This window comes from Nonomuraea sp. NPDC050394 (genome assembly GCF_044459065.1).
Taxonomy (GTDB): domain Bacteria; phylum Actinomycetota; class Actinomycetes; order Streptosporangiales; family Streptosporangiaceae; genus Nonomuraea.
Genome location: NZ_JBITIO010000002.1, coordinates 57894 through 79875, shown reverse-complemented (window position 1 = coordinate 79875; position 21982 = coordinate 57894). Strand labels below are relative to the sequence as shown.

Annotated in this window: 13 protein-coding genes and 1 pseudogene; 4 read left to right on the top strand and 10 right to left on the bottom strand. The window is 70.3% G+C overall.

Annotated elements, in window-relative coordinates:
* The 3 genes and pseudogenes from ACIBKY_RS08580 to ACIBKY_RS08570 form a co-directional block, all read right to left on the bottom strand.
* Positions 1-2060, bottom strand: a pseudogene (locus ACIBKY_RS08580) (dipeptide ABC transporter ATP-binding protein).
* On the bottom strand, positions 2057-2944 hold the full coding sequence (locus tag ACIBKY_RS08575) for an ABC transporter permease (protein WP_397095571.1): 888 nt from the start codon (positions 2942-2944) through the stop codon (positions 2057-2059). The pseudogene ACIBKY_RS08580 and the gene ACIBKY_RS08575 overlap by 4 nt, the downstream one beginning before the upstream one ends.
* A complete protein-coding gene (locus ACIBKY_RS08570) occupies positions 2937-3917 on the bottom strand; it encodes an ABC transporter permease (protein WP_397096862.1) in 981 nt (326 codons plus the stop codon). The genes ACIBKY_RS08575 and ACIBKY_RS08570 overlap by 8 nt, the downstream gene beginning before the upstream one ends.
* A gap of 151 nt (positions 3918-4068) precedes the next feature.
* Between ACIBKY_RS08570 and ACIBKY_RS08565 the strand changes: the two genes are divergently transcribed.
* The 3 genes from ACIBKY_RS08565 to ACIBKY_RS08555 are packed head-to-tail and all read left to right on the top strand — an operon-like array spanning position 4069 to position 9571.
* Positions 4069-5676: an amidohydrolase family protein gene (locus ACIBKY_RS08565; RefSeq protein WP_397095569.1), complete on the top strand. Its 1608-nt coding sequence runs from the start codon at positions 4069-4071 to the stop codon at positions 5674-5676.
* Positions 5673-7805 (top strand): serine hydrolase, encoded by a 2133-nt coding sequence (locus tag ACIBKY_RS08560; protein ID WP_397095568.1) that lies wholly within the window; start codon positions 5673-5675, stop codon positions 7803-7805. Before ACIBKY_RS08565 ends, ACIBKY_RS08560 begins: the two co-directional genes overlap by 4 nt.
* 29 nt (positions 7806-7834) lie before the next feature.
* Positions 7835-9571: an ABC transporter family substrate-binding protein gene (locus ACIBKY_RS08555; protein ID WP_397095566.1), complete on the top strand. Its 1737-nt coding sequence runs from the start codon at positions 7835-7837 to the stop codon at positions 9569-9571.
* A gap of 544 nt (positions 9572-10115) precedes the next feature.
* On the opposite strand, the gene ACIBKY_RS08550 is transcribed toward ACIBKY_RS08555, so the two are convergent.
* From ACIBKY_RS08550 to ACIBKY_RS08525, 6 genes are all read right to left on the bottom strand, one after another.
* On the bottom strand, positions 10116-10706 hold the full coding sequence (locus ACIBKY_RS08550) for a TetR family transcriptional regulator (RefSeq protein ID WP_397095564.1): 591 nt from the start codon (positions 10704-10706) through the stop codon (positions 10116-10118).
* A gap of 492 nt (positions 10707-11198) precedes the next feature.
* On the bottom strand, positions 11199-12197 hold the full coding sequence (locus ACIBKY_RS08545) for an aldo/keto reductase (protein ID WP_397095563.1): 999 nt from the start codon (positions 12195-12197) through the stop codon (positions 11199-11201).
* Between the two features lie 568 nt (positions 12198-12765).
* A complete protein-coding gene (locus ACIBKY_RS08540) occupies positions 12766-13107 on the bottom strand; it encodes a hypothetical protein (protein WP_397095561.1) in 342 nt (113 codons plus the stop codon).
* 27 nt (positions 13108-13134) lie between these two features.
* Positions 13135-14121 (bottom strand): ArsR/SmtB family transcription factor, encoded by a 987-nt coding sequence (locus tag ACIBKY_RS08535; protein WP_397095559.1) that lies wholly within the window; start codon positions 14119-14121, stop codon positions 13135-13137.
* Between the two features lie 757 nt (positions 14122-14878).
* Positions 14879-17461, bottom strand: coding sequence for a rifamycin-inactivating phosphotransferase (gene rph / locus ACIBKY_RS08530; protein WP_397095557.1), 2583 nt, complete (start codon positions 17459-17461; stop codon positions 14879-14881).
* A 171-nt stretch (positions 17462-17632) separates the two neighbouring features.
* Positions 17633-18979 (bottom strand): carotenoid oxygenase family protein, encoded by a 1347-nt coding sequence (locus tag ACIBKY_RS08525; protein ID WP_397095555.1) that lies wholly within the window; start codon positions 18977-18979, stop codon positions 17633-17635.
* A 156-nt stretch (positions 18980-19135) separates the two neighbouring features.
* Here ACIBKY_RS08525 and ACIBKY_RS08520 point away from each other — a divergent pair, with 156 nt between their 5' ends.
* Positions 19136-20074, top strand: coding sequence for a TetR/AcrR family transcriptional regulator C-terminal domain-containing protein (locus tag ACIBKY_RS08520; protein ID WP_397095553.1), 939 nt, complete (start codon positions 19136-19138; stop codon positions 20072-20074).
* Here the strand turns inward: ACIBKY_RS08520 and ACIBKY_RS08515 are convergent.
* On the bottom strand, positions 20064-21899 hold the full coding sequence (locus tag ACIBKY_RS08515; RefSeq protein WP_397095552.1) for a M4 family metallopeptidase: 1836 nt from the start codon (positions 21897-21899) through the stop codon (positions 20064-20066). The two genes, ACIBKY_RS08520 and ACIBKY_RS08515, sit on opposite strands and share 11 nt — an antisense overlap.
* Between the last annotated feature and the right edge of the window lie 83 nt (positions 21900-21982).

Here is a 21982-nt window from a genome sequence, read left to right as displayed (position 1 = left end):
TCAGACGACGGCGGCCACCTCCGCGTAGTGGCAGGCGGCCGGGTGGCCGTGGCCGCGGTCGATCAGCTCGGGCGCCTGCTCGACGCAGATCGTCCGCTCGCCCTCGGTGAGCTGGGTGAACTTCGGGCAGCGGGTGCGGAAGCGGCAGCCGCTCGGCGGGCTGACCGGGTTGGGCACGTCGCCGCCGATAACGATCCGCCCGCGCGCCCTGACGCGTTCGAGCCGCGGGTCGGGCAGCGGGATGGCCGAGATGAGCGCCTGGGTGTAGGGGTGGGCGGGCCGGTCGAACAGCTCGTCCCTGTCGCCGATCTCCACGATCCGGCCGAGGTACATGACCGCGACCCGGTGCGCGATGTGCCGGACCACCGACAGGTCGTGCGCCACGAACAGGTAGGCCAGGCCCAGCTGTTCCTGGAGGTCCTGGAGCAGGTTCACCACACCGGCCTGGATCGACACGTCGAGCGCCGACACCGGCTCGTCCAGGACGATCAGCTCGGGCCGCATCGCCAGCGCCCTGGCGATGCCGACGCGCTGACGCTGGCCGCCGGAGAACTCGTGCGGATACCGGTTGCCGTGCTCGGGGTTGAGCCCGACGGTGGACAGGAGCTCGCGTACCCGCTCGTGGCCCTCCTGGCGGTAGGTGTCGTGGATGCGCAGCGGCTCGGCGATGGCGTCGCCGACGGTCATCCGCGGGTCGAGGGAGGCGTACGGGTCCTGGAACACGATCTGCATGCGCCGGCGCAGCCGGCGCGTCTCCGCGGCACCGGCCGCCGCGAGGTCCCTGCCGTCGAACCGCACCGTCCCCGAGGTGGGCGGCTGCAGTTTGAGCACGGCCCTGCCGGTGGTCGACTTGCCGCAGCCCGACTCGCCGACCAGGCCGAGGGTCTCGCCCCGGTGCAGGTCGAAGGAGACGCCGCAGACGGCGTGCACCTGTCCCGTGGTACGCGGGATCAGGCCCTTGCCGCGTACCGGATAGTGCTTGACCAGATCCCGCACCGACAGCAGCGGCGACCCGCTCATGCTGCGCCTCCATTGTGGTCTGCCGAGGTCAGGGCGAAGACGTCCTCGGGGCGGCGGCCTTCCAGATCGGCCGAGAAGTGGCAGGCGGCCAGGTGGCCGGGGGCGGTGGCGAGCAGTTCCGGCTCGGCGCTGTGGCACCGGTCCTGCCGCATCGGGCAGCGCGGCCCGAACGGGCACCCCGGCGGCAGGTCGAGCAGCGACGGCGGCGAGCCGGTGATCGGGACCAGCCGCTCGCCCCTGCGGGCGTCGTCCAGCCGGGGCAGGCTCCCGATCAGTCCCAGCGTGTACGGCATGCGCGGCTCGTAGTAGATGGCATCCACGTCCCCGAGTTCCACCGGCCGGCCCGCGTACATGACCAGGACCCGGTCGGCGGTGCCGGCGACGACGCCGAGATCGTGGGTGATCAGCACCATAGCGGCGCCGGTGGCCGCCCGCGCGGTCTCCAGCGCGCGCAGCACCTGCGCCTGGACGGTGACGTCCAGCGCGGTGGTGGGCTCGTCGGCGATGATGACGTCGGGGTCGTTGGCCATCGCGGTGGCGATGACGACACGCTGGCGCATGCCGCCGGAGAACTCGTGCGGGTAGTCGCGGGCACGTTCCCTCGGCCGGGGGATCTGCATCATCGCCAGCAGTTCGACCGCGCGCTCACGGGCCGCGGCGGCGCTGACGTCGTTGTGCGCCCTGACCGCCTCGGCGATCTGGTCGCCCACCGGGTGGACGGGGTTGAGCGAGGTCATCGGGTCCTGGAAGACCATCGCGATCCGGCCGCCGCGGACGGCCCGCAGTTCCTTGTCCGGCGCCCCGACCAGTTCCCGGCCGCGGAAGCGGACCGAGCCGCCGACCTTCGCCGATCCCGGCAGCAGGCCCATCACCGCCATCGAGGTGACTGACTTGCCCGAGCCGGACTCGCCGACGATGCCGAGCACCTCGCCCCGCCGCAGCTCGTAGCTGACGCCGCGGACCGCCCTGACCAGGCCGTCCTCGCTCGGGAACGACACGGTGAGGTCCTCGACCTCCAGCACGATCTCGTGCTCGCTCATGTGCGCACCTTCCGCTGCGTCGGGTCGAAGGCGTCGCGCAGCCCGTCCCCGATGAAGTTGATGGTCAGGGCGATCACCACGATGAACGCGCCGGGGAAGTAGAACAGCCAGGGCCGGGTGCTGACCGCCGTGTCGGCCTCGCTGACCAGCAGGCCGAGCGAGGTGTCGGGCGGCTGGACGCCGAGGCCGAGGAACGACAGCGCGGTCTCGACCAGGATGGCGGCGGCCACGAGGATCGTGACGTTGACGATGATCGGCCCGAGAGCGTTGGGGATCAGGTGGCGGAAGATGATCCACCGGTCGGTGGCGCCGAGCGCGCGGCTGGCCTCGACGTACTCCTTCTCCCGCAGCGACAGGACGACGCCGCGCACCACGCGGGAGACGTAGGCCCACTGCAGGGAGGCGATGACGAGGGCGACGAACCACCACGAGCCCGACGTGCCGCGGGTCAGGACCGCGGCGACCGCCAGCAGCGGCAGCGTCAGGACCAGGTCGGCGACGCGCATCATCACGCTGTCGGTGATGCCGCGGTAGTAGCCGGAGAAGGCTCCCCACAAGGTGCCCACCAGACCGGCGAGCAGCGCGATGAGCAGGGCGATCTCGATCGAGCGCTGGGTGCCGCGCAGCACCTGGGCGAAGGTGTCGTGGCCGAGGTTGTCGGTGCCGAACGGGTGCTCCAGGGAGGGCGGGGCCGACACGGCCGAGGTGATGTCGGCGTAGTCGTAGCGCCAGAGCGCGCCGCCGGCGAAGGCCAGCAGGACGACGGCGGCGAACAGCACCAGGCTGGCCACCGCCGCCTTGTGCCTGAGGAAGCGGCGCAGCACGAGTTCGCGCTGGCTGCGCCGGCGCACCGTGGCGGCGGGCGTCCCGGTGTCGTCACTCATAGCGGATCCTGGGGTCGAGGAGGGCGTACAGGAGGTCGGCGATGAGGTTGAACACGATCACCGCCACGGCCACCACGAGCAGCCACGCGAGCACCGCGTAGGCGTCGCGCTGGTTGATCGAGGTGACGAGGAAGTCGCCGAGCCCGCGCCACTGGAAGACGGTCTCGGTGATGACGGCGCCGGAGATCAGGGAGGCGAAGTCGAGCGCGGTCACCGTGGTCATGGGGATGAGCGCGGTGCGCAGCGCGTGCCGGACGACCACCCGTCGCCGCGTCAGCCCCTTGGCCCGCGCGAACAGCACATAGTCGCTGTTGAGCACGTCGAGCATCGAGGCGCGCTGGAACCGGCTCCACGCCCCGAACGAGATCAGCGCCAGCGAGACCGTCGGCAGCACCATGTGGCCCGCCGCGTCGGCCAGCTGAGCCCAGGCGCCGCCGTCGACGACCACCGACTTCTCCCCGATCGTGTAGACCACCTGATCGCCGACGAGCTGGTTGAGCGAGATCCCGCCCTGCTTGAGCAGGACCGCGAACCAGAAAGACGGCATCGACAGGAACAGGAACGCGGCGAAGGTGAAGCCGTAGTCGATGCCCGAGTACTGCTTCACCGCGCTGAGCACGCCGACGACCACGGCCAGCAACAGGGCCAGGACGACGGCCACCGCGATGAGCCGCAGCGTGACGCCGAACCGGGCGGCGATCTCGTGGCCGATGTCCAGGTTGGTACGCACCGACGGGCCGAAGTCCCCGCGCAGCACACCGGTCATCCAGGTCCAGTAGCGCTGCAGCACCGGCTGGTCCAGATACAGCCGATGCGCCTCGACCGCGATGACCTGCGGGGACGGCGGCGGGTTGCGGCCCTTGAGATTGGCGAGCGGATCACCGGACATCGTGACGAGCAGGAACACGACGAACGTCGACGCCACGATCACCGGGATGGAGATCAGGAGGCGGCGGAAGGTGAAGGTGAGCACGATAGGGGTCACCGGCTCTCTGTGGCTGAGGTTTGGTCACCCAGTGCAGTCGTTCCGCCCCGCCCGTACTTCGTCGGATGCGACGTAAGATCTGCGCCACTTCATCGGATTCGATGAACATTCGGTGAGCGTGACGTCGCAGGATGCCCGCATGTCGGCTTCTCTGGTGATTCGCGGTGGCACAGTTCATGACGGCGGCGGCGGCCCTGGCCGGGTCGCGGACGTCCTGGTCGAAGGCGATCGGATCGTCGCCGTCGGCCCCTCGGCGGGCGGCCACGACGTGCCCGTGCTGGACGCCACCGGGCTGGTGGTCGCCCCCGGTTTCGTGAACGTGCTCAGCCACGCGTACTTCACCCTGGAAAGGGACGGCCGTGGCCTGTCCGACCTCTACCAGGGCGTCACCACGCAGGTCTTCGGGGAAGGCGTGTCGATCGGGCCCTTCACCCCCGCGATCAGGGCCGAGCTCGAAGCGAGCTTCGGGCCCGGCGCGCCGTCCATGGAGTGGGAGCGGCTGTCGGAGTTTCTGGCGCACCTGGAGCGCAAGGGCGTGGTCCAGAACGTCGTCAGCTTCGTCGGCGCCCACAACCTGCGCATGATCGGCGCGGGCACGGACGACCGGCCGATGACCGCCGCCGAGCTCTCCCACGTACGCGGCGTCCTCGACGAGGAAATGGCCGACGGAGCGTTGGGCCTGGGATCGGCGCTCATCTACCCCCCCGGATGCTTCGCCCCGACCGACGAGCTGGTCGCGCTGTGCGAGGTCGTCGCCCGGCACGACGGCATGTACATCTCGCACATGCGCAGCGAGGGCGACCACTTCCTCGACGCGGTCGACGAGCTGATCGAGATCGGCCGCCGCGCCGGGGTGCGGGCGGAGATCTACCACCTCAAGGCCGCCGGACGCGACAACTGGCCGAAGATGGCACGTGCCGTCGAACGCGTCGAGGCCGCCCGCGCCGCCGGGCAGACGGTGACCGCGGACATCTACCCCTACCTCGCCGGGCAGACCAACCTCGCCGCCTCGATCCCGCCGCACTTCCACGAGGGAGGTCACGAGGCGCTCGTGGCCCGGCTGGCCGACCCGGCCGAGCGGGCCCGCATCCGCGAAGGAGTGCGGACGCCGTCGGAGCGCTGGGAGAACATCTACCTGGCCTCGGGCGGCGCGGACGGCGTCATGCTGCTGCCCGACCCGAAGGGGCCCGCCGCCGGTTACCGCGGACTCAGCCTCGGGCAGGTGGCGCGCGACCGGGGCGCCGACCCCGTCGAGACGCTGCTGCGGCTGGTCGAGGAGGAGCCCGGCCTGCACGCCATGTACTTCATGATGGACGAGGACGTGCTGCGGACCGCCCTGCGCAACCCGTGGGTCTCCGTCGGGTCCGACGCCGAGACCTTCGCCGCCGAGCCGCCCGGCACCGACGCGCCCACGCACCCGCGGGCCTACGGGACGTTCGCCCGGATTCTCGGCCGGTATGTGCGCGAGCAGGGGCTGCTGACCCTCGGCGAGGCGGTGCGGCGGATGACCAGCCTGCCCGCCACCAACCTGGGCCTGCGTGACCGTGGCCGCCTTGCCGTCGGCGCCTATGCCGACATCGTCGTCTTCGACCCCGAGACCGTCGGCGACCTGGCCACCTACGAGTTCGCGCACCAGTACGCGCGTGGAATGCGGCACGTGGTGGTCAACGGCCAGACCGCGTTCGCCGACGGCGCGCCCACCGGGCGGTTGCCCGGACGGGCGCTGAGGCGCGGGAGGTCGTCGTGAAAGAGCAGGTCGAGCAGGTTCTCGGGCCGATCGGAGCGCGGGCCTGGGTGCACGCCGTCGATCTCGACAGCGGTGCCGAGATCGGGTACGGCGAGTACGGGCTGGTCGCGCTGGCCAGCGTCTTCAAGATTCCGGTGCTGGTGGAGTTGTTCCGCCGCTTCGGGGACGGGCGGCTGTCTCCCGACGCGCGGCTCGACGTTCCCGCCGAAGGGCGCTCGGCCGGGCCCACCGGGCTGTCCGTCATGGCCGACCCGATCGAGCTCTCGCTGCGTGACCTGGCCTACTGGATGATGAGCGTCAGCGACAACGCGGCCACCGACATCCTCGTCAACCTGCTGGGCATCGACGCGATCAACGCGACGCTGCGCGAGCTGGGCCTGACCAGGACCAGGGTCGACGGCACCTGCGACGACCTCTACCAGACGATGTACCAGGACGTGCCCGAAGGCGCGGGTCCCGACGCGATGCGCGCCGCGCGGGCGGTCGATCCCGAGCGCACCCAGCACTCCGGTACGCCGCGCGAGGTCACCCGGCTGCTCACGGCCATCTGGAAGGACGAGGCGGCCGGGGCCGCGGAGTGTGCCGAGATGCGGCGCATCCTGGGACTGCAGGCGTGGCCGCATCGGCTGCGGGCCGGGTTCACCGAGCCTGGGACGCGGGTGAGCGCCAAGACCGGGACGCTGCCGTTCTGGCGTAACGAGGCCGGCGTGGTGGAGGCCGATGGCGGGCGGTTCGCCGTCGCGGTGTTCATCAGAACCGAGGACCACCGCTACCGCCAGCCCGCCGCCGACGCCTGCGTCGGAACCCTCGGCCGCCTGGCCGTCGACCACCTGCGATTGACCAGCGCCGACCACCCGCGCTCGTCCGCCGACCACCCGCGCTCATCTGGTGGCGATCACCCACGCTCCGCCGTGGCCCACCAGCCATCGTCCGCCGACCACCCGCGCTCATCCGCCGACCAGCCGCGCTCGGACGTTCACGTGCGTTCGTCGGGCGAGTGCCTCTGTTCGGACGTGAGCGGGCGAGCATTCGCCGACCACCCACGATCGTGCGGTGAGCATCCGCGATCGGATGCTTCCGAGCGCTCAGACGATCCCGGGCGATCGGTGGATACCGCTGAGCGATCGGACACGCTCGTGTGGTCAGCGGACGCTCCCGTGCGATCGTCGGCCGATCACCTGCGATCGCGGGGGAGTGGCGTGCGGGGGCCGGGTGTGGTCGGGGCGGGTGTGGTCAGGGCGGCCACGCCCGAGGCGATCCGGGAGCACGCGGACGGGCTCGGCGCCGAGATCTGGCTGCACGCGCGTGACCTCGGCACCGGGAAGTCCGTCGGCATCGGCGAGAACACCCCGGTGGTCACCGCCTCGGTCTTCAAGGTGCCGGTGGCCCTCGAACTGGCCCGTCAGGCGGCGGCCGGCGAGATCGACCTCACCCAGCGGGTCACCGTCCCGGACGAGGGCAGGGTGCCGTCGCCGTACGGCCTGGCCGCGCACCGTGACCACGTCGTCGCCTCCTACCGGGACCTGGCCCAGCTGATGATGGTCATCAGCGACAACGTGGCCACCGACCTGGTCCTCGATCGGGTGGGCAGGGACCGGGTGGCCGCTCTTCTGGCCGAGCTGGGTCTCGGGGGCACCGCCGTACCGCAGAACTGCGCGGAGATTCTGGCCAGTGTGGCGCAGGACCTCGGCACCGCCTACGGCGACGACGAACGCGAGCTGACCGAGGTGCCGCTGGAGCGACTGCGGTCGTTGCGCGCGCTGGACCCGGCGCGGACCTGCCGCACGACACCCGAGGAGATCACCCGCCTGCTGGCCGGCATCTGGCGCGAGGAGGCGGCCGTGCCGGAAGCCTGCGCCCTGGTACGCGGCTGGATGGGCGCCCAGATCTGGCCGCACCGCCTGAGCAGCGGTTTTCCGGGGGACGACGTGGTGATCAGCGGCAAGACCGGCACCCTGCCGCTGATCCGCAACGAAGCCGGCGTGCTCGAGTTCCGCGACGGCGGCAGGTACGCCGTCGGCGTCTTCACCCGCGCCGCCGACCCCACCCCGAACGCCCCACACCTCGACGCGCTGATCGGCTGGGCGGCCGCCGAAGCCGTCGCCCAGTTGCGCGGCGAGCGTCATTGATCCACCTCACCCCCCGTTTGGAGCCGAACATGGCTTTGCGCCGCACCTATCCGAAGGCCTTGACGGCCGGCGCCCTGGCGCTCCTGCTCACCGCCTGCGCGGGCGGAGGCGGCACGAAGGCCGCGACGTCCGGCGACGGCCGCGTCACCGGCGAGGTGAACACGGTGAACACCGCCACCGTCGGCACCGGCGGCACCGTGACCTACACGATCACGTATCCGATCTCGAACTGGAACGTGCTCAACGCCGGCGGCGCCACGTACTCCGTGATCGACATCTCCAGCGTGCTGCTGCCGGGCGCGTTCTCCATCCAGCCCGACGGCTCGGTCACCCAGAACGCGACACTCGTGACCAGCGCGGAGAAGACCTCCGACTCACCGCAGACGATCACATACACGATCAATCCGAAGGCCGTCTGGTCCGACGGCACCCCGATCTCGGCCGACGACTTCGTGTACACCTGGCGGGCCCTCGACCCCCGCACCTGCCCGAAATGCCAGGCGGCCAACAACGCCGGCTACGACCGGATCAAGTCCGTCAAGGGCTCCGGGCAGGGCCGTACCGTCACGGTCGTGTTCGACCGGCCGTACGTGGACTGGAAGGCGCTGTTCTCGCCGATCCTGCCCGCCCACGTCGCGCAGACCTACGGGCCGACCGACACCGCCGCTGGCCTGGAGAAGAGCTTCAACGAGGGCTTCGCCAAGTCGGTCCCGAAGTTCTCGGCGGGGCCGTTCAGGATCGAGGAGTTCACGGCGGACGGCTCGGTGGTGATGGTCCGCAACGAGAAGTGGTACGGCAAGCCGCAGAACCTCGACAAGCTCATCTTCCGCCTCATCACGAACGTCTCACAGCAACCGACCTCGCTCGCCAACGAGGAGGTCGACGTGATCTACCCGAACCCGCAGGTCGACATCGTCCAGCAGGTCGACGACCTGCCCGCGGTCCGGTACCAGGTGTCGCCGAGCGCGTCCGTGCACCAGATCTGGCTGAACCACAACGCCCCGGCCCTGAAAGACCTCGCCTTGCGCAAGGCCATCTTCCAGGCGGTGAGCGTGAAGGACCTGATCGCCAAGACGATCGGCCAGTTCGACAGTACGGCCGAGCCCCGGCTGAGCCAGATGTTCCTGAGCGGCGCGCCCGGTTACGCCGACGTGGTGAGCGAGTTCGAGTACGGCATCGGCGACGCCGGGAAGGCGAAGAAGACGCTGGGCGATGCCGGATATACCGGGATCGGTACCAAGCTGGTGGCGCCGGACGGCAAGCCCGTGCCCGCGCTGCGCTTCGCCGTCCAGGCCGGCGACCAGCTGCGCGCCTCCGAAGCCCAGCTGGTCAAGGCGGCTGTCGCCCCGCTGGGGATCGAGGTGCAGGTGGCCACGGTGTCCAACACGGTCGATGCCGTACAGGAGGGGAACTGGGCGATGACGGTCGGCACGGTGTCGCAGTCGCCGTTCACCGCGACGAGCAACATCCCGTACTTCCTGAGCTGCGAGGAAGGGGTGAACTTCTGCCGCTTCAACCTGGGCAACTACCGCAACCTCAAGGTCGACAAGCTCCTCGACGCCGCCCTGTCGGCGACCAGCGCCGAGGAGGCGACGAAGAAGCTGCAGGAGGCGGACAAGCTCGTCTCATCGGACTACTCGATCCTGCCGCTGTATCAGAACCGGTCGTTCCTCGCGTATGACGCGAAGCTCGGCAACATCCGCGACAACAGCCTGTCGTTTCCCACGTACAACAGCGAGCAGTGGGGCCTGCTGAACGGGTCCTGACCCGCCTCGGGTTCGGGGCGGATACCGACGCGGCACGACACGCCACACTCCTCCGCCCCGGCCTCCGCCCCGGCCTCCGCCCCGGCCTCCGCCCCGGCCTCCGCCCCGGCCTCGGCCCAGGCCGCCCCGGCCCAGGCCTTCCGCCCCGGTCCACGTCCTCCGCCCCCGGCTCAAGTCTTCCGCCCCGGTCCAGGTCTTCCGCTCCGGCCCAGGCCTTCCGCCCCGGCCCAGGCCTTCCGCTCCAGCTCAAGTCCTCCGCCCCAACCCACCGCTCGCCATCCGCCCCACCTGCCTGCCCAGCCGGTGTCCGTACGCCAGTTGCCCGTCGGCCTGTCCTCTGCCCGCTCGCTTGCTGGTCGTCCGCCCGCCCGCCGCCCGACGGTCGTCCACCTGCTTGCCCGTCCCTCGCCTGCCTGTCCACGTGCTGCGGCCACCCGGCGCGCGGGCACGGGCCGCGTCAGCGGTCCGCCCTGCCGCGCCGAGAGGTACAGCCGCCGGGCAGGCACAACCACCCGATGGGCACAACCAACTGTCCGGAAGGTGCTCACCGGCGACGACGAGCGATCGCCCGCTCGATGAGCGCCCACACCGCGTCGAAGGCCTCCTCGATCCCCGGCCGTGCCCACTCATCGGCATAGGCAGGATCGTGAAAGCGGTTCATGGCATCAAAGACGGCCCGCGCGGTAACCGGTGGATCGTCCACGGACACTTCTCCGCGCGCGACCCCATCGCGCAGGATCCGCTCAATCTGCCCGACCAGCCCCTGAATGTGCCGTTCAATGACCCCACTGGACTCACGGACCAGCACCATGTACGTCGCGAACAGCTCGGGATCCTTCAACGCCTTGGCCCGCTTCGCCGCGAACAACACGGCGAACCAGGTCCCGAGCCGAGGAACCGCCGGCCCCTCCGCCTCAACGGCCGCGACAAGCGAAGCGTGCGCCTGATCCAACCAGCGCTCAGTCACCGCCTCCCGAAGGGCCGCCTTACTGGGAAAATGCCGATAAACGCTCCCATGGCTCACCCCCAGGGCCCGCGCAACGTCCACCACGGTGGCCTTCGCCGGCCCATACCTCCGGAGCACATCCTCGGCCGCGCCAAGAATCTGCTCCGGAGTCAACACACCCTCTGTCATATGACCAATTCTGTCAGCCCAACCACGCGCGTACATCCATGCGAAGCACTTCCTCGTCCACGCGGAGCGGGCTGCATCCACGCGTAGTACTTCCTCGTCCACGCGGTGCGGGCTGCATCCACGCGTAGTACTTCCTCGTTCGTGCGGTGCGGGCTGCATCCACGCGGAGCACTTCCTCATCCACGCGGAGCACTTCCTCATCCACGCGGTGCGGACCGCATCCACGCGGAGCACTTCCTCATCCACGCGGAGCACTTCCTCATCCACGCGGAGCACTTCCTCATCCACGCGGTGCGGACCGCATCCACGCGGAGCGTACTTCCCCCCCCCGCCGCGACCGGCCATGTCGGCACGGGGGCCGCGAGCGCTCACCCGCGATGATCCATCCGGTCGTGCCTGGCTTGGGCGGGCTGCCCTGAGTCTGCAGGGCGGGCGGCTCTGTGATCCGGGCATGACCGCATCGCAGCGGTGGGCGGCGTGGGGCGGCGGGGTTCAGGGGGTGGTGATTTCGCTGTCGAGGTGCGCCATCTGCTGTTCGGCATAGCGTGCGCCGGCAGCCGAGCCCTGTGGGACGGCGGCCTCGATGGCTGCCAGGTCGGCAGAAGTGAGGTCGATGTCCAGCGCGCCCAGGGCCTCGGACAGGCGGTCCCGGCGACGGGCCCCGACGAGCGGGACAATGTCGTCACCCTGCGCCAGCACCCAAGCGATCGCCAGCTGGGCCACCGTGGCTCCCTTGGCGTCGGCGAGCTTCCGGAGAGCGTCGACCAGCGCCAGGTTGTGGGCAAGGTTCTCACTGGAGAACCGAGGGCTGACGGAGCGGAAGTCGCCCGCCGCCAGCTGACGTTCCTTGCCCCAGTGGCCGCTGAGCAGCCCCCGCGACAGCACCCCGTAAGCCGTCACCCCAATCCCCAGCTCCCGGCAGACGGGCAGGATCTCGTTCTCGATCCCACGCGAAAGCAGCGAGTACTCGATCTGCAGATCCACGATCGGATGCACCGCATGCGCTCGCCGAATCGTCCCGGCTCCAGCCTCGGACAGCCCGACATGCCGCACATGCCCCTTGGCGACCTCGTCCGCGATGGCCCCGATGGTCTCCTCGATGGGCACCGCCGGATCCACTCGCGAGAGCCGGTACACATCCACGTAGTCCGTGCGCAGCCGCCGCAACGTATACGCCAGCGACGTCTTGACCGCCGCCGGTCGCCCGTCGTACCCGAGCCAGTTCCCATCGAAGTCGCGCTGCGCGCCGAACTTCACGCTGATCTGTACGGCGTCGCGGTCCCTTCCCCGGAGCGCTTCCTGGATGAGCAGCTCGTTGTGCCCCATCCCGTAGAAGTCGCCGGTGTCGAGAAGGGTGACACCGGCATCCAGCGCCGCCCGAATCGTGGCGACGGACTCAGCCTCGTCAGCCGGCCCATACAGATCCGACATGCCCATGCACCCAAGACCAAGCGCTGACACCGACGGTCCGTTGTTTCCCAGAGTTCGCATGACCCGACTATGGCATATGGACTGACAGATTTCAAAATCTGTCACCACAACTCACAACACACAACCAACCCAGCTACCCAACCGACCCGCCCGGCCCCAGCCCGGCCGACCGGACCCGGCCCAGCCCGATCAGACCGGCCAGCCGGGTCCTTCCAGGCCCGGCCCAGCCACCTCACGGAACCAGCCCAGCCCAGCCAGCGGAACCAGCCATCGCCCTGCGCTTTCCCCGTCGAGCCGGTCGCTGAGACTCATCGTCAAGATCACCAGAAGCCCGCCCCTGTCGCCTTCACACGATCCCCCTTGCCACCCCAGCCCCTGGCCACCCCAGCCCCTGGCCACCCCAGGACCCCGCGGGCCAGCCCGGGTCGTGCGCGTTGGGTCCGGATCCTGCGGGTCGGAGCGGGGCTTGCGAGGCAGCGTGGATCCCGCATGTGTGGTGAAAAGCCCAGGTCCGCAAGTTGGCAGCCCCGTAAGTGGGTGTGTCGGCCTGGACCCTGCGGGTTGGAGCGCGGTTCCCGGGTCGGCGTGGATTCTGCGCGTGCGGTGAACGGCATTGCTGCCGGAAGTTCTAGAGGCAGGGGACGCTGGTGCCCTGCCGGATGTGGATGAGGGCGTTGTCGGCGTAGATGTCGGGCACAGTGCCTTGGCCCGCGCACAGTACGAGCGACTGGCTCCCGTTGCTGAGCCAGACGGCGCAGCCCGGTGCGGGCGTGTTGGTGAAGGTCGCCAAGCCGGAGGGAGCATGGGCGAGCACGGGGTTCTCGCAACCGCCGTAGGTGAACAGGCTTGAGGAGCCTGTTTCTGTTGTCAGGACAAGCCGTCCGACGGCCGCGGCGGCGGGGGTGGGAGCGGCGGCGAGTGCGCTGGCCATCGCGATGCCGGCGAGGGCGAGCGCTGCGGGCTTTCTCATGGCTTTGCTCCGTTCGCGTGTTGGTCTTCACCCGCCGTTGAGGAGCATGGCTCCCAGCGCGGTCAGGGTGTGGATCACGGTGTTGCGATGCCTCTGCGTGGTGATCAGCCCGGCCTCACGCAGTACGGTCGCGTGCTGGCTGGCGCCCGCGGAGGAGATGTTCAGGTGGCGGGCGATCTCACCGGTCGTGCGTCCGTCGGCCACGGACTCCAGAACCGCGGCGCGCGTACGGCCCAGCAACGTGGCCAGGCGCCGATGATCGGCATGCTCACCCTGGGACCAGATGTCGGCCCCCGCCTGCAACGTCGGCCGCGCCGGCAGAACGAGAATGAAGGGCCGCTGCGTGTCTTCGGGGTGGAGCATGCTGGGCCAAGGAGAAAACAGGGAGAACGCGATGTCGAGTCCGCGTCCTTCCAGGCAGAAGTCGCTCAACGTCGCGTTCCAGGGGTCGTTCGAGGCGGTTCTTCTGCGAAGCTCCAGGACCGGCGGATTCCATGTCAGCGACGGATGCGAACTCAGCAACCCGGCGATACCACGCGCGGCAAGAATGCGTGAGGCGACCAGGGTTCGCGCCTCAAGATGCCCTTTCACTCGGTCCCAATAAGGCTCAACCGTGGCGGAGAATCCCGTCTTGAGCGCCCGCACCAGCGCCGTACGCGCGGGCCCATCGCCATAAGCGAGCTGACCGACGGGATCGGGCACCCGGCGGGAGCCCACCACATAGTCAACCTCCGCGTACAGCATCCACTGGGGTACGCCGTGCAGCCGGTCGAGCGCGTCATCCATTTCCGCGTGTACGCCCACGAGGGATGGCACGTCCAGAATGACGCTGTTGGCCGGGGCGATGAATCGCGTGAGGGCGGCGGCCTGCGGCGGAATACGCCGCCTCGCGGTTTTGCGCCACGCCTCGAACAGCGCGGGACTCGCGGTGTGCTGCAGAGTCTGCAGAGCGAACGCCGTTTCGGCAAGCGGTCCCAGCGTCCCGATTAGCCGGGTCTTGGCCAGGTCTTCCACGGATAAGGTGTAGCGCCTGATACGCATTGACCTTCCTGGGGTGTCGTGCCACAGGTACACGCGATGGAGTTCTGGTCGGTCTCGGCGACGACGGCCTGCCGCCGGGTTTTCGCGATCGGGCTTTCGCGGGTGAAATGGACGGTGGACGAGTTCGCCAGGCGGGGCTCGGCAGAGCTGGGGTGAGCGCTTCTTCCGTGACCTTGGCGGTGGTGGCTCGGTCATGGCGCTCGCGACCACGAACATGGGCCTACTCCTTCCAGAGGGAACGAGAAGACAGCACCTGGCTGCCGTGTCGTCCAGAAAGCTGTCTATTGCCGATGTAGCACGCGGCGGTTGATTGGATTCAGAGCAACGGCCCCCATCAATCAACCGTGAACAATCGCCGGGGGTTGATCAGGCCCGAAGCCGTCCGGTCGAAATCTCAACCCGTGCCTCCATCGCCCGCAGGCACGAAACGCCTCCACCGGCTCGCTCCGGCCGGGCGTAACCCGGCTGGGTGTAACCGGCTGGGTGTAACCGGCTGCGTTGATCGGTGGGCAGGCCGAACCCGGTGGTTGCCCACCGCGTGCTGGACGACCCCGGCCCCACACTCCCGAGGTCGCGATGAGGAAGCTACCGCCGTGAACACAGGCCCGTCACTGCGGTCACCACCCCAAACGGCGGTCAGGTGTTCCCTACCACCGAGCTCGGCATGCCCACGCGGGCCACGAGCGACGACGCGTATGCGGGGCTCGTCAAGGGGCGCCGACCCTATCGGTCAGGGCAGGATCTCGACGTACCCATCACTCCCGTGTACGCGGATTCGCCGGCCGTCGGGAATCAGCCGGGTGGCGTCGACCACGCTGACGACGGCAGGCAGGCCGTACTCCCGCGCGATCACCGCGCCGTGCGTCATCAGTCCTCCGACCTCCGTCACCAGGCCTGCGACGGTGACGAAGAGAGGTGTCCAGCTCGGGTCCGTGTGGGCCGTGACGAGGATGTCACCCGGTTCGAGATCGGCCTGGGACATGTCCAGGATCACGCGGGCGCGCCCTTCGACGGTCCCGGCGGAGACCGGCAGGCCGATCAGCGCGCCGTCCGGCACGTCGTCGCGCCGGTACGCCCCGGTGATGGCCTCGCCGTCGGATGTGAGCACCCGGGGCGGCGTGAGCGCGTGGTAGGACCGGAACGCCTCCTTGCGCCGCCGGATGAGCTCGTCATCCACCCGGTGCGAGCGCACGACGTCGTGGAACTCCTGGAACGTCAGGTAGAAGACGTCTTCCTTCCCGGTGAGCACGCCGGCCCGCACGAGGCGCTCGGCCTCACCCAGCAGGGCCTGCTTGTAGACGAAGTAGCGGCTGATGATGCCGTACTTCGGGTACTCCCGGTAACCGGCGAAGGTCCGGACGCGGTCGATCATCCGCTGGGTCTCGACCGCTTTGTACTCGCCGTCCGGCAGGGCCCGCAGGCGTTCGAGCACCTCCTGCGCCTTCTCCCGCGCCTTCTGGCGCCCTTGCTCGAAACGCCGCTTCGCGGCGCCCGGCTCGAAGTTCCTGACGTTGTCGAGGATCACGGGCACGAGCGTGGCGGGGCTTTCGCTCCAGCGCGGCCGCGTGATGTCGATCTCGCCGACGCAGCGCATGCCGTACCGGTGGAGGTAGCCCTCGATGGCGTCGCGCACGTCGCTCCCGCCCGCGTACTCCGGCAGCTCGTCCAGGAAGCCGTCGTCGTGGACGCGCCGCAGGAACGCCACCACCTCCGGATGCGCGCGGACCACGTCGGCGACGTCGAGCAGCGCCAGTCCCATCTCCGACGTGATGTTGCCGGGGGCGGACAGCGTGAGGGTGTCGGCCGCGTTCTTCTCGCCCAGCCATTCCCGCAGCCGGTCGTTGAGCCACCAGGTGGCGTCCATGCCCGCCATGATCGCCCGCATGCTCAGGGGATCGCCGAGGTCTCGTTTGTGCTCCCGGAACGCCTCCAGCAGGAAGTCGAACAACGCCGGTCCGGTCTTCGTGCGGATGTCGCGCCGCAGCGCGTCGATGGCGGCCTGGCTGCGCTCGATCAGCCCGGTGACGATGGCCGGGTCGGTCTCGATCGGAGCGGGCGCGCCGCCGGGCGGCGGCCCGCCGGGACCGGCGTCGGGAAACGCCGGGACGAAGTCGTCGCGGTCGAGTACGGTCTCCACCGCGTCCCTGGTCAGCGGATCGGACCGGCCCACCATCTCCAGGAAGCCGGGTGCGGCCAGGCGCCGGGTGGCGTCGACGAACAGCCTCCCGCCGGCCTCCCGCATCGGCGTCAACGCCGTCAGCTGCCACATGGAGAGCCCCAGGGGCTTCATGGGGTCGGTCATCATCTGCTGATGGCCGACGGAGAGGTAGACGCGGTTCTCGCCGTCGCGGGCCTCGGGGACGGGGAACAGCGTGGTGATCGGCCGGCTCTGCACGATCTGGAAGTCATCGCCGGCCAGGCACCATTCGATGTCCTGCGGGCGGCCGAAATGCGCCTCGATCCGCCGCCCGAGCCGCACGAGCCGTATCACCTGCGCATCCGTCAGCGCCGGCTGCTCCTGCCGCCGCGGGTCGATCGCCACCTCCCGCGTCCCGCCCTCCGGCAGGGCGTGAACGGCACGCCGCTTGGCGGCGACCGTCCTGGCGATGACCTCGCCATCGCGCACCTTGAAGACGTCCGGGTTCACCAGGCCGGAGACCAGGGCCTCGCCGAGGCCGAAACCGGCGTCCACGGTGGCGACCTTCCGGTTGCCCGTGACGGGGTCGGCCGTGAACAGGATGCCGCTCGCGTCCGGGAAGACCATCCGCTGCACGACCACCGCCATGTGCACCGTGCGGTGGTCGATGCCGTTGCGCAGGCGGTAGGTCACGGCCCGCTCGGTGAACAGCGACCCCCAGCACTTGACGACGTGCCGGAGGATCTCCGCCTGCCCCACGACGTTGAGGTACGTGTCCTGCTGGCCGGCGAAGGATGCCGTCGGCAGGTCCTCGGCCGTCGCGCTGGATCGTACGGCGCAGGCGGCTTGCTCACCGAGCCCGGCGAGCGCGCGGGTGATCGCCGCGGCCAGATCGTCGGGGATGGCCGTCCCCTCGATGGTCCGGCGGATCTCCGCGCTCAGCGCGCGGATCGCCTCGCGGTCATCGGGATCCAGGCGCGACAGCTGGTCGAGCCGGTCGCCGGTCGGCGCCTCGGCCATCATGCGGCGGAAGGCGGCCGTCGGCACGCAGAACCCGGCCGGCACGCGGATGCCGTCGATGCGCGACAGCCCGCCCAGGTGCGCGGCCTTGCCGCCGACGACCGCGACCTTCGTCTCGTCGGCCTCCCGAAGATCCCACACGTACTTCTCGATCATGACGCCACCTCCAAGGCTCCGTCGCACCGCACCATCCAATCGGATATCCGCGGTCGGCGATCCGTGGCCGGCAAGGCAGCGGTGATCCAGGCACCGCCCAAGCCGCCCCCGCGGCGCTTGGGCGGCCGCGGCGTCGGGGACCGGGAGCGTGAGCCACAGCCCGCCGCACGCTCAGTTGTCGGGGATCCAGTTGCCGTGGAAGCCGAGGGGGACGCGGACGGGCAGGTGGACGCGGGCCACGGGCGGGCCGGTGAAGTCCTGGGCGGACAGGATCACCAGGTCGGAGGCGCCCCGGTCGGGGTCGGCGACGTAGGCCATCAGGTAGCCGTCGTCCTCGTCGCCGCCGCCGGACGGGTTGGCCGCGAACGTCGCCTCCCCGACCGCGGCGTCGCGCGCGAACCCGTGGACCTCGGTCGTGCCGTGCCGTAGATCGTGCTTGACGAGCGCGTTGGTGAACGACTCGTCGGGGTGGGGACCGTCGAGGGGGAACGGCGTGCCGTACACGGGAGTGACCGCGGAGTAGCCGAAGCGGTGCGGCAGTGAGGCGAACGCGTCGTTCACCCGCGGGAAGTCCTGCGCGCGGTCGTCGAGACGCCGCTGATCGACGGTGCCGGCGGCCGGGTCGATGGTCCAGCGGTCGAGCGTCGGCTCGATCGCGCCCGGGTCGGCGATGTCGACCGGACCGTCCGACCGGATCAGGTCGACGGTGATCGTGGAGCCGTCGTCGTGGGCGTTGAGGACGTGGCTGACGTAGAAGGGGCTGACCGGCAGCCACCGGACCGCGCCGCCCGCCCGGGGAAGGACGCCCACGCGCGCCTGGTACCCCGGGTCCCACTGGAAGGACATGGCCTCCATGGTGAAGACCAGCGGGATGTCGAAGACGATGACGTAGTTCTGCGACAGGGCGAAGTCGTGGAGGAAGGGGGTCTGCGGGCCCTGCAGCGGGATGTTCGCCGCACGGGTGACCGTTCCGGCCGCGTCGGTGACGATGTGCTGCGCGAACGGCTGCCCCATCAGGTACGCCAGGGAGTGCAGGTCGCCGGTGCGCGGGTCCACCTTGGAATGCGCGTTGGCGCTGAAACCCTCCGGCGTGGAGCCCAGCGGGCACGGCCCGATCGTGTCCAGGTCCTTGCCCAGCTCGTGGGGGAGCCCGCCACCCTCGATGAGGGCGTACGTGCGCCCGGCGTGCCCGATCACGTGGATGTTGGGGGAGGGCACGACAAACCCGGGCTCCTGCCCGCGCTCCATCCTGCGCAGCGCGTCGTCGACCTCGGCCGAGCGGATCCAGCGGTTGCGGTACCACTCGGCGCGGCCGTCCCGGATCCTGACCCCGTGCACCATCCCGGCGCCGAACGCCCAGAAGTGGCTCGCGGGATCCTCCACGCCGAGCGGATTGGGCCCCATCCGCAGGTAGCGCCCGTCCAGGTCGGCGGGAAGCCGGCCAGTCACCGGCAGGTCGTGGACGGTCACCTCCTCCTTCACCGGGGCGAAGGGTCCTTCCAGATAGCGGTTGCTCATGTTCGCTCCTTTGTACGGTGTACGAGGATCACGGTACGCCGTACCGAACAGCGGACAGGCGGTTGGATAAGGTGTGCTAGTCCAGCGGACGAGCGGAAACCCGCCCGCGACCTCGAAGGCTTGGCACTCCGGCCCGCCGTGTTGTGTACTAGCACAATGGACCGATACCGGCAGATCATGGCCGACATCAGGCGGCGCGTGGCCGAGGGCGAACTGCGTCCGGGCGACCGTGTCCCGTCCACCCGGCAGGTCGCCGAGCAGTGGGGCGTGGCCACCGCGACCGCCGCCAAGGCGCTGACCGCGCTGCGCCAGGAGGGCGTGGTGGTGACCGTCCCGCGGGCCGGCACCGTGGTGGCGGAGCAGGCCGGCAGCCGCCTCGTACGGCCGGCGCCCGCCGCGTCACCCCCGAGACCGGGCCGCGAACGCGTCGTCGGCGCGGCGATCGCCATAGCCGACGCCCAGGGCTTCGACGCGGTCTCCATGCGCAGCGTCGCCACCGCCCTCGGCCTGCCCACCATGTCGCTGTACCGCCACGTGCGCGGCAAGGAGGACCTGGCCGCGCTGATGGCCGACGCCGCCTTCGGCGAACTGGAGTTCCCCGTCCCGCCGCCGGCGGGCTGGCGGGCCAGGCTTGACCTCGCCGCCCGCCTCCAATGGCGCCTGTACCTGCGGCACCCCTGGCTGCCCCGCCTGGTCTCGCTCACCCATCCCCAGCCGATGCCGAACATGTTCCGCTACGCGGACTGGGCGATGAAAGCCGTACGCGACCTCGGGCTCGACCCCGAGGCCGGCCAGATGGCGTGGTGGACGGTCGCCAACTACGTCAGGGGCACCGCCACCAACCTGGAGCAGCAGGCGGAGTCCGAACGCCACACCGGCCTGACCTCGGACCAGTGGTTCTCCTCCCACATGCCGATCTTCCAGGCGGGCCTGCCGTCCGGCGGCCTTCCCGCGGAGGAGACACCCCAGGAATTCGACCTGACCGCGTTCTTCGAGTTCGGGCTGCAGCGCGTGCTGGACGGCATCGCCGTGCTCGCCGGCCGGCGAGGCGCAGGGCTCCAGGCCCGGAACCCTGCGCGGACGGTCACGCGGTGACGGTCAGGGTGAGGACGGCGATCTGGTCGGCGGAGGTGCCGTTGGCGCGCACCGGGACGTAGTAGGTGCCCGGTGCCGTGCCGGCGCCGACCGTCACGGTCAGCGTGGAGCCGCTGCCGGAGGTGATGGCGGGCGGGGCGAAGCCGGCCGTGGTGCCCGGGGGCAGGCCGGTGGCGTACAGGCTGATGTCCTGCGCGGGGGGCACGGTGGTCACGGTGGAGACGGCGACGCTCACCTGGCCGCCGGGCCGGACGGTCGCCGAGGACGGGGTGAGGGTCACGGCGAAGGTGTTCCGGCAGCCCGGAGGGTCACCGGCCGTGGCGGGGACCCGCACGGCGTTCCAGGCGGTCCGCACGGTCTTCAACTCCACGCAGGAGTTGGGGAAAAGCTGGGCGGCCGCCTCCAGGGAGGCCCTGCGGGCCCGCTGATGAGTCCAGATCTGGGTCTTGCGCAGCAGCGTGCCCATGAAGATCTGACCGGCCTTGCGGATGCCGATCCCGGCGATGATGGAGTTGTCGCAGGTCGGGCTGGGTGGCCGGCCGTTGGCCGGGTTACTGCCCTCGGCCAGCAGGTAGAACCAGTGGTTCTGCACTCCGGCTCCGATCTGGGGCATCATGGGCGGCACCTGGCTGGAGAAGCAGTCCGGGTGGCCGCCCTGTATGGACGGCCGGTACATGTAGCGGATCGGGCCGCCACCGGCGATGTTGACCTCCTCGCCGACCATGTAATCGGGCGGGTCGAGGGTGGCGGGCTGGTCGGCGTAGTGCTCGGTCAGCGCGCCGAAGATGTCGCCGGCGGACTCGTTCAGGATCATCTTCTCGTTGGTGCCGAAATCCTGGCCGGGGGTGTGGGCGAAGATGGCGTGCCCGTACTCGTGCGCCACCACGTCCATCGAGGTGACCTGGCGGCGGTTGTCGGCGGTGCGGCCGAAGTTGGCGTAGATCCCGTTCCAGTAGGCGTTGACGTCGTTCAGGCCGACGCGGGCGGGGAACGCGCGCCCGAGGCCGTCGAAACCGTCACGGCCCAGCCAGACGTCGAGCATCTCCCACTGTCTGTCGACCGCGTACAGCGTGTCGACGCAGGCGGTCTCCAGGTTGGTTCCGCTGCCGTTGCCCCAGGAGTCGTCGGGCCCGGTGTAGGCCGCGCCGCTTTGCCCGCCGCAGCCGTAGCCCGGGCGCGCCGGGTCGGTCATGGAGTAGACGCCGCCGGACTGGCGCGTGGTGAAGGCGACGGGGTCGCCGTTGTAGAAGCTGTTGCCCACCCCTGCCATGACCTCGTCGGACTTCTGCGCGATCGCGCCGGTGCGGGCGTCGACGAAGACGTGCAGCCTGCTCTGCCTGCCCCGGTCGGCGCCGGTGACCACGACCTCGTAGACCAGGCGGCCGCGTCCTTCGGCCATGACGCTCAGCTTCGGGGCGGCGACCGACGCGACCTCGCTCAGCTGGGTCCTGGCCAGCCGCGCGGCCTCCTGCGCGCTGAGCTTGGGGGTGGTGTCCACCTCCAGGGCGGCCTCCTGGGAGACCGAGGTGCTCAGTACGCCGCCGGCGGCGTCGGTGACCACGACGAAGTCGCCGCCGTGGACCGGCAGGCCCGCGTAGGTGCGGGTGTAGGGGGTGTAGCGCAGGCCGCCCTGACCGGCGATCACTCGATGGCGGGTGTAGGCGTCCTCGGGCGAGCTGTGCAGCAGGGCGGGCCTGGAGGTCACCAGGTGGTCGGTGGCCGCGGTGACGCGGTCCGGCGGGTCGGCGGAGGCGGGCGGGATCGAGAGGGTCGCGAGCACACTGACGGCGCCCGTGACCATGGCTAACGCGGCACGGCGTCTCACGGGAGGCGCTCCTTCGAGCTGGGCGGCAGCGGCGGAGGCGCCGGGCTGCCGGCTGCGAATGGGGGAGGAGCCTCTTGCATTCG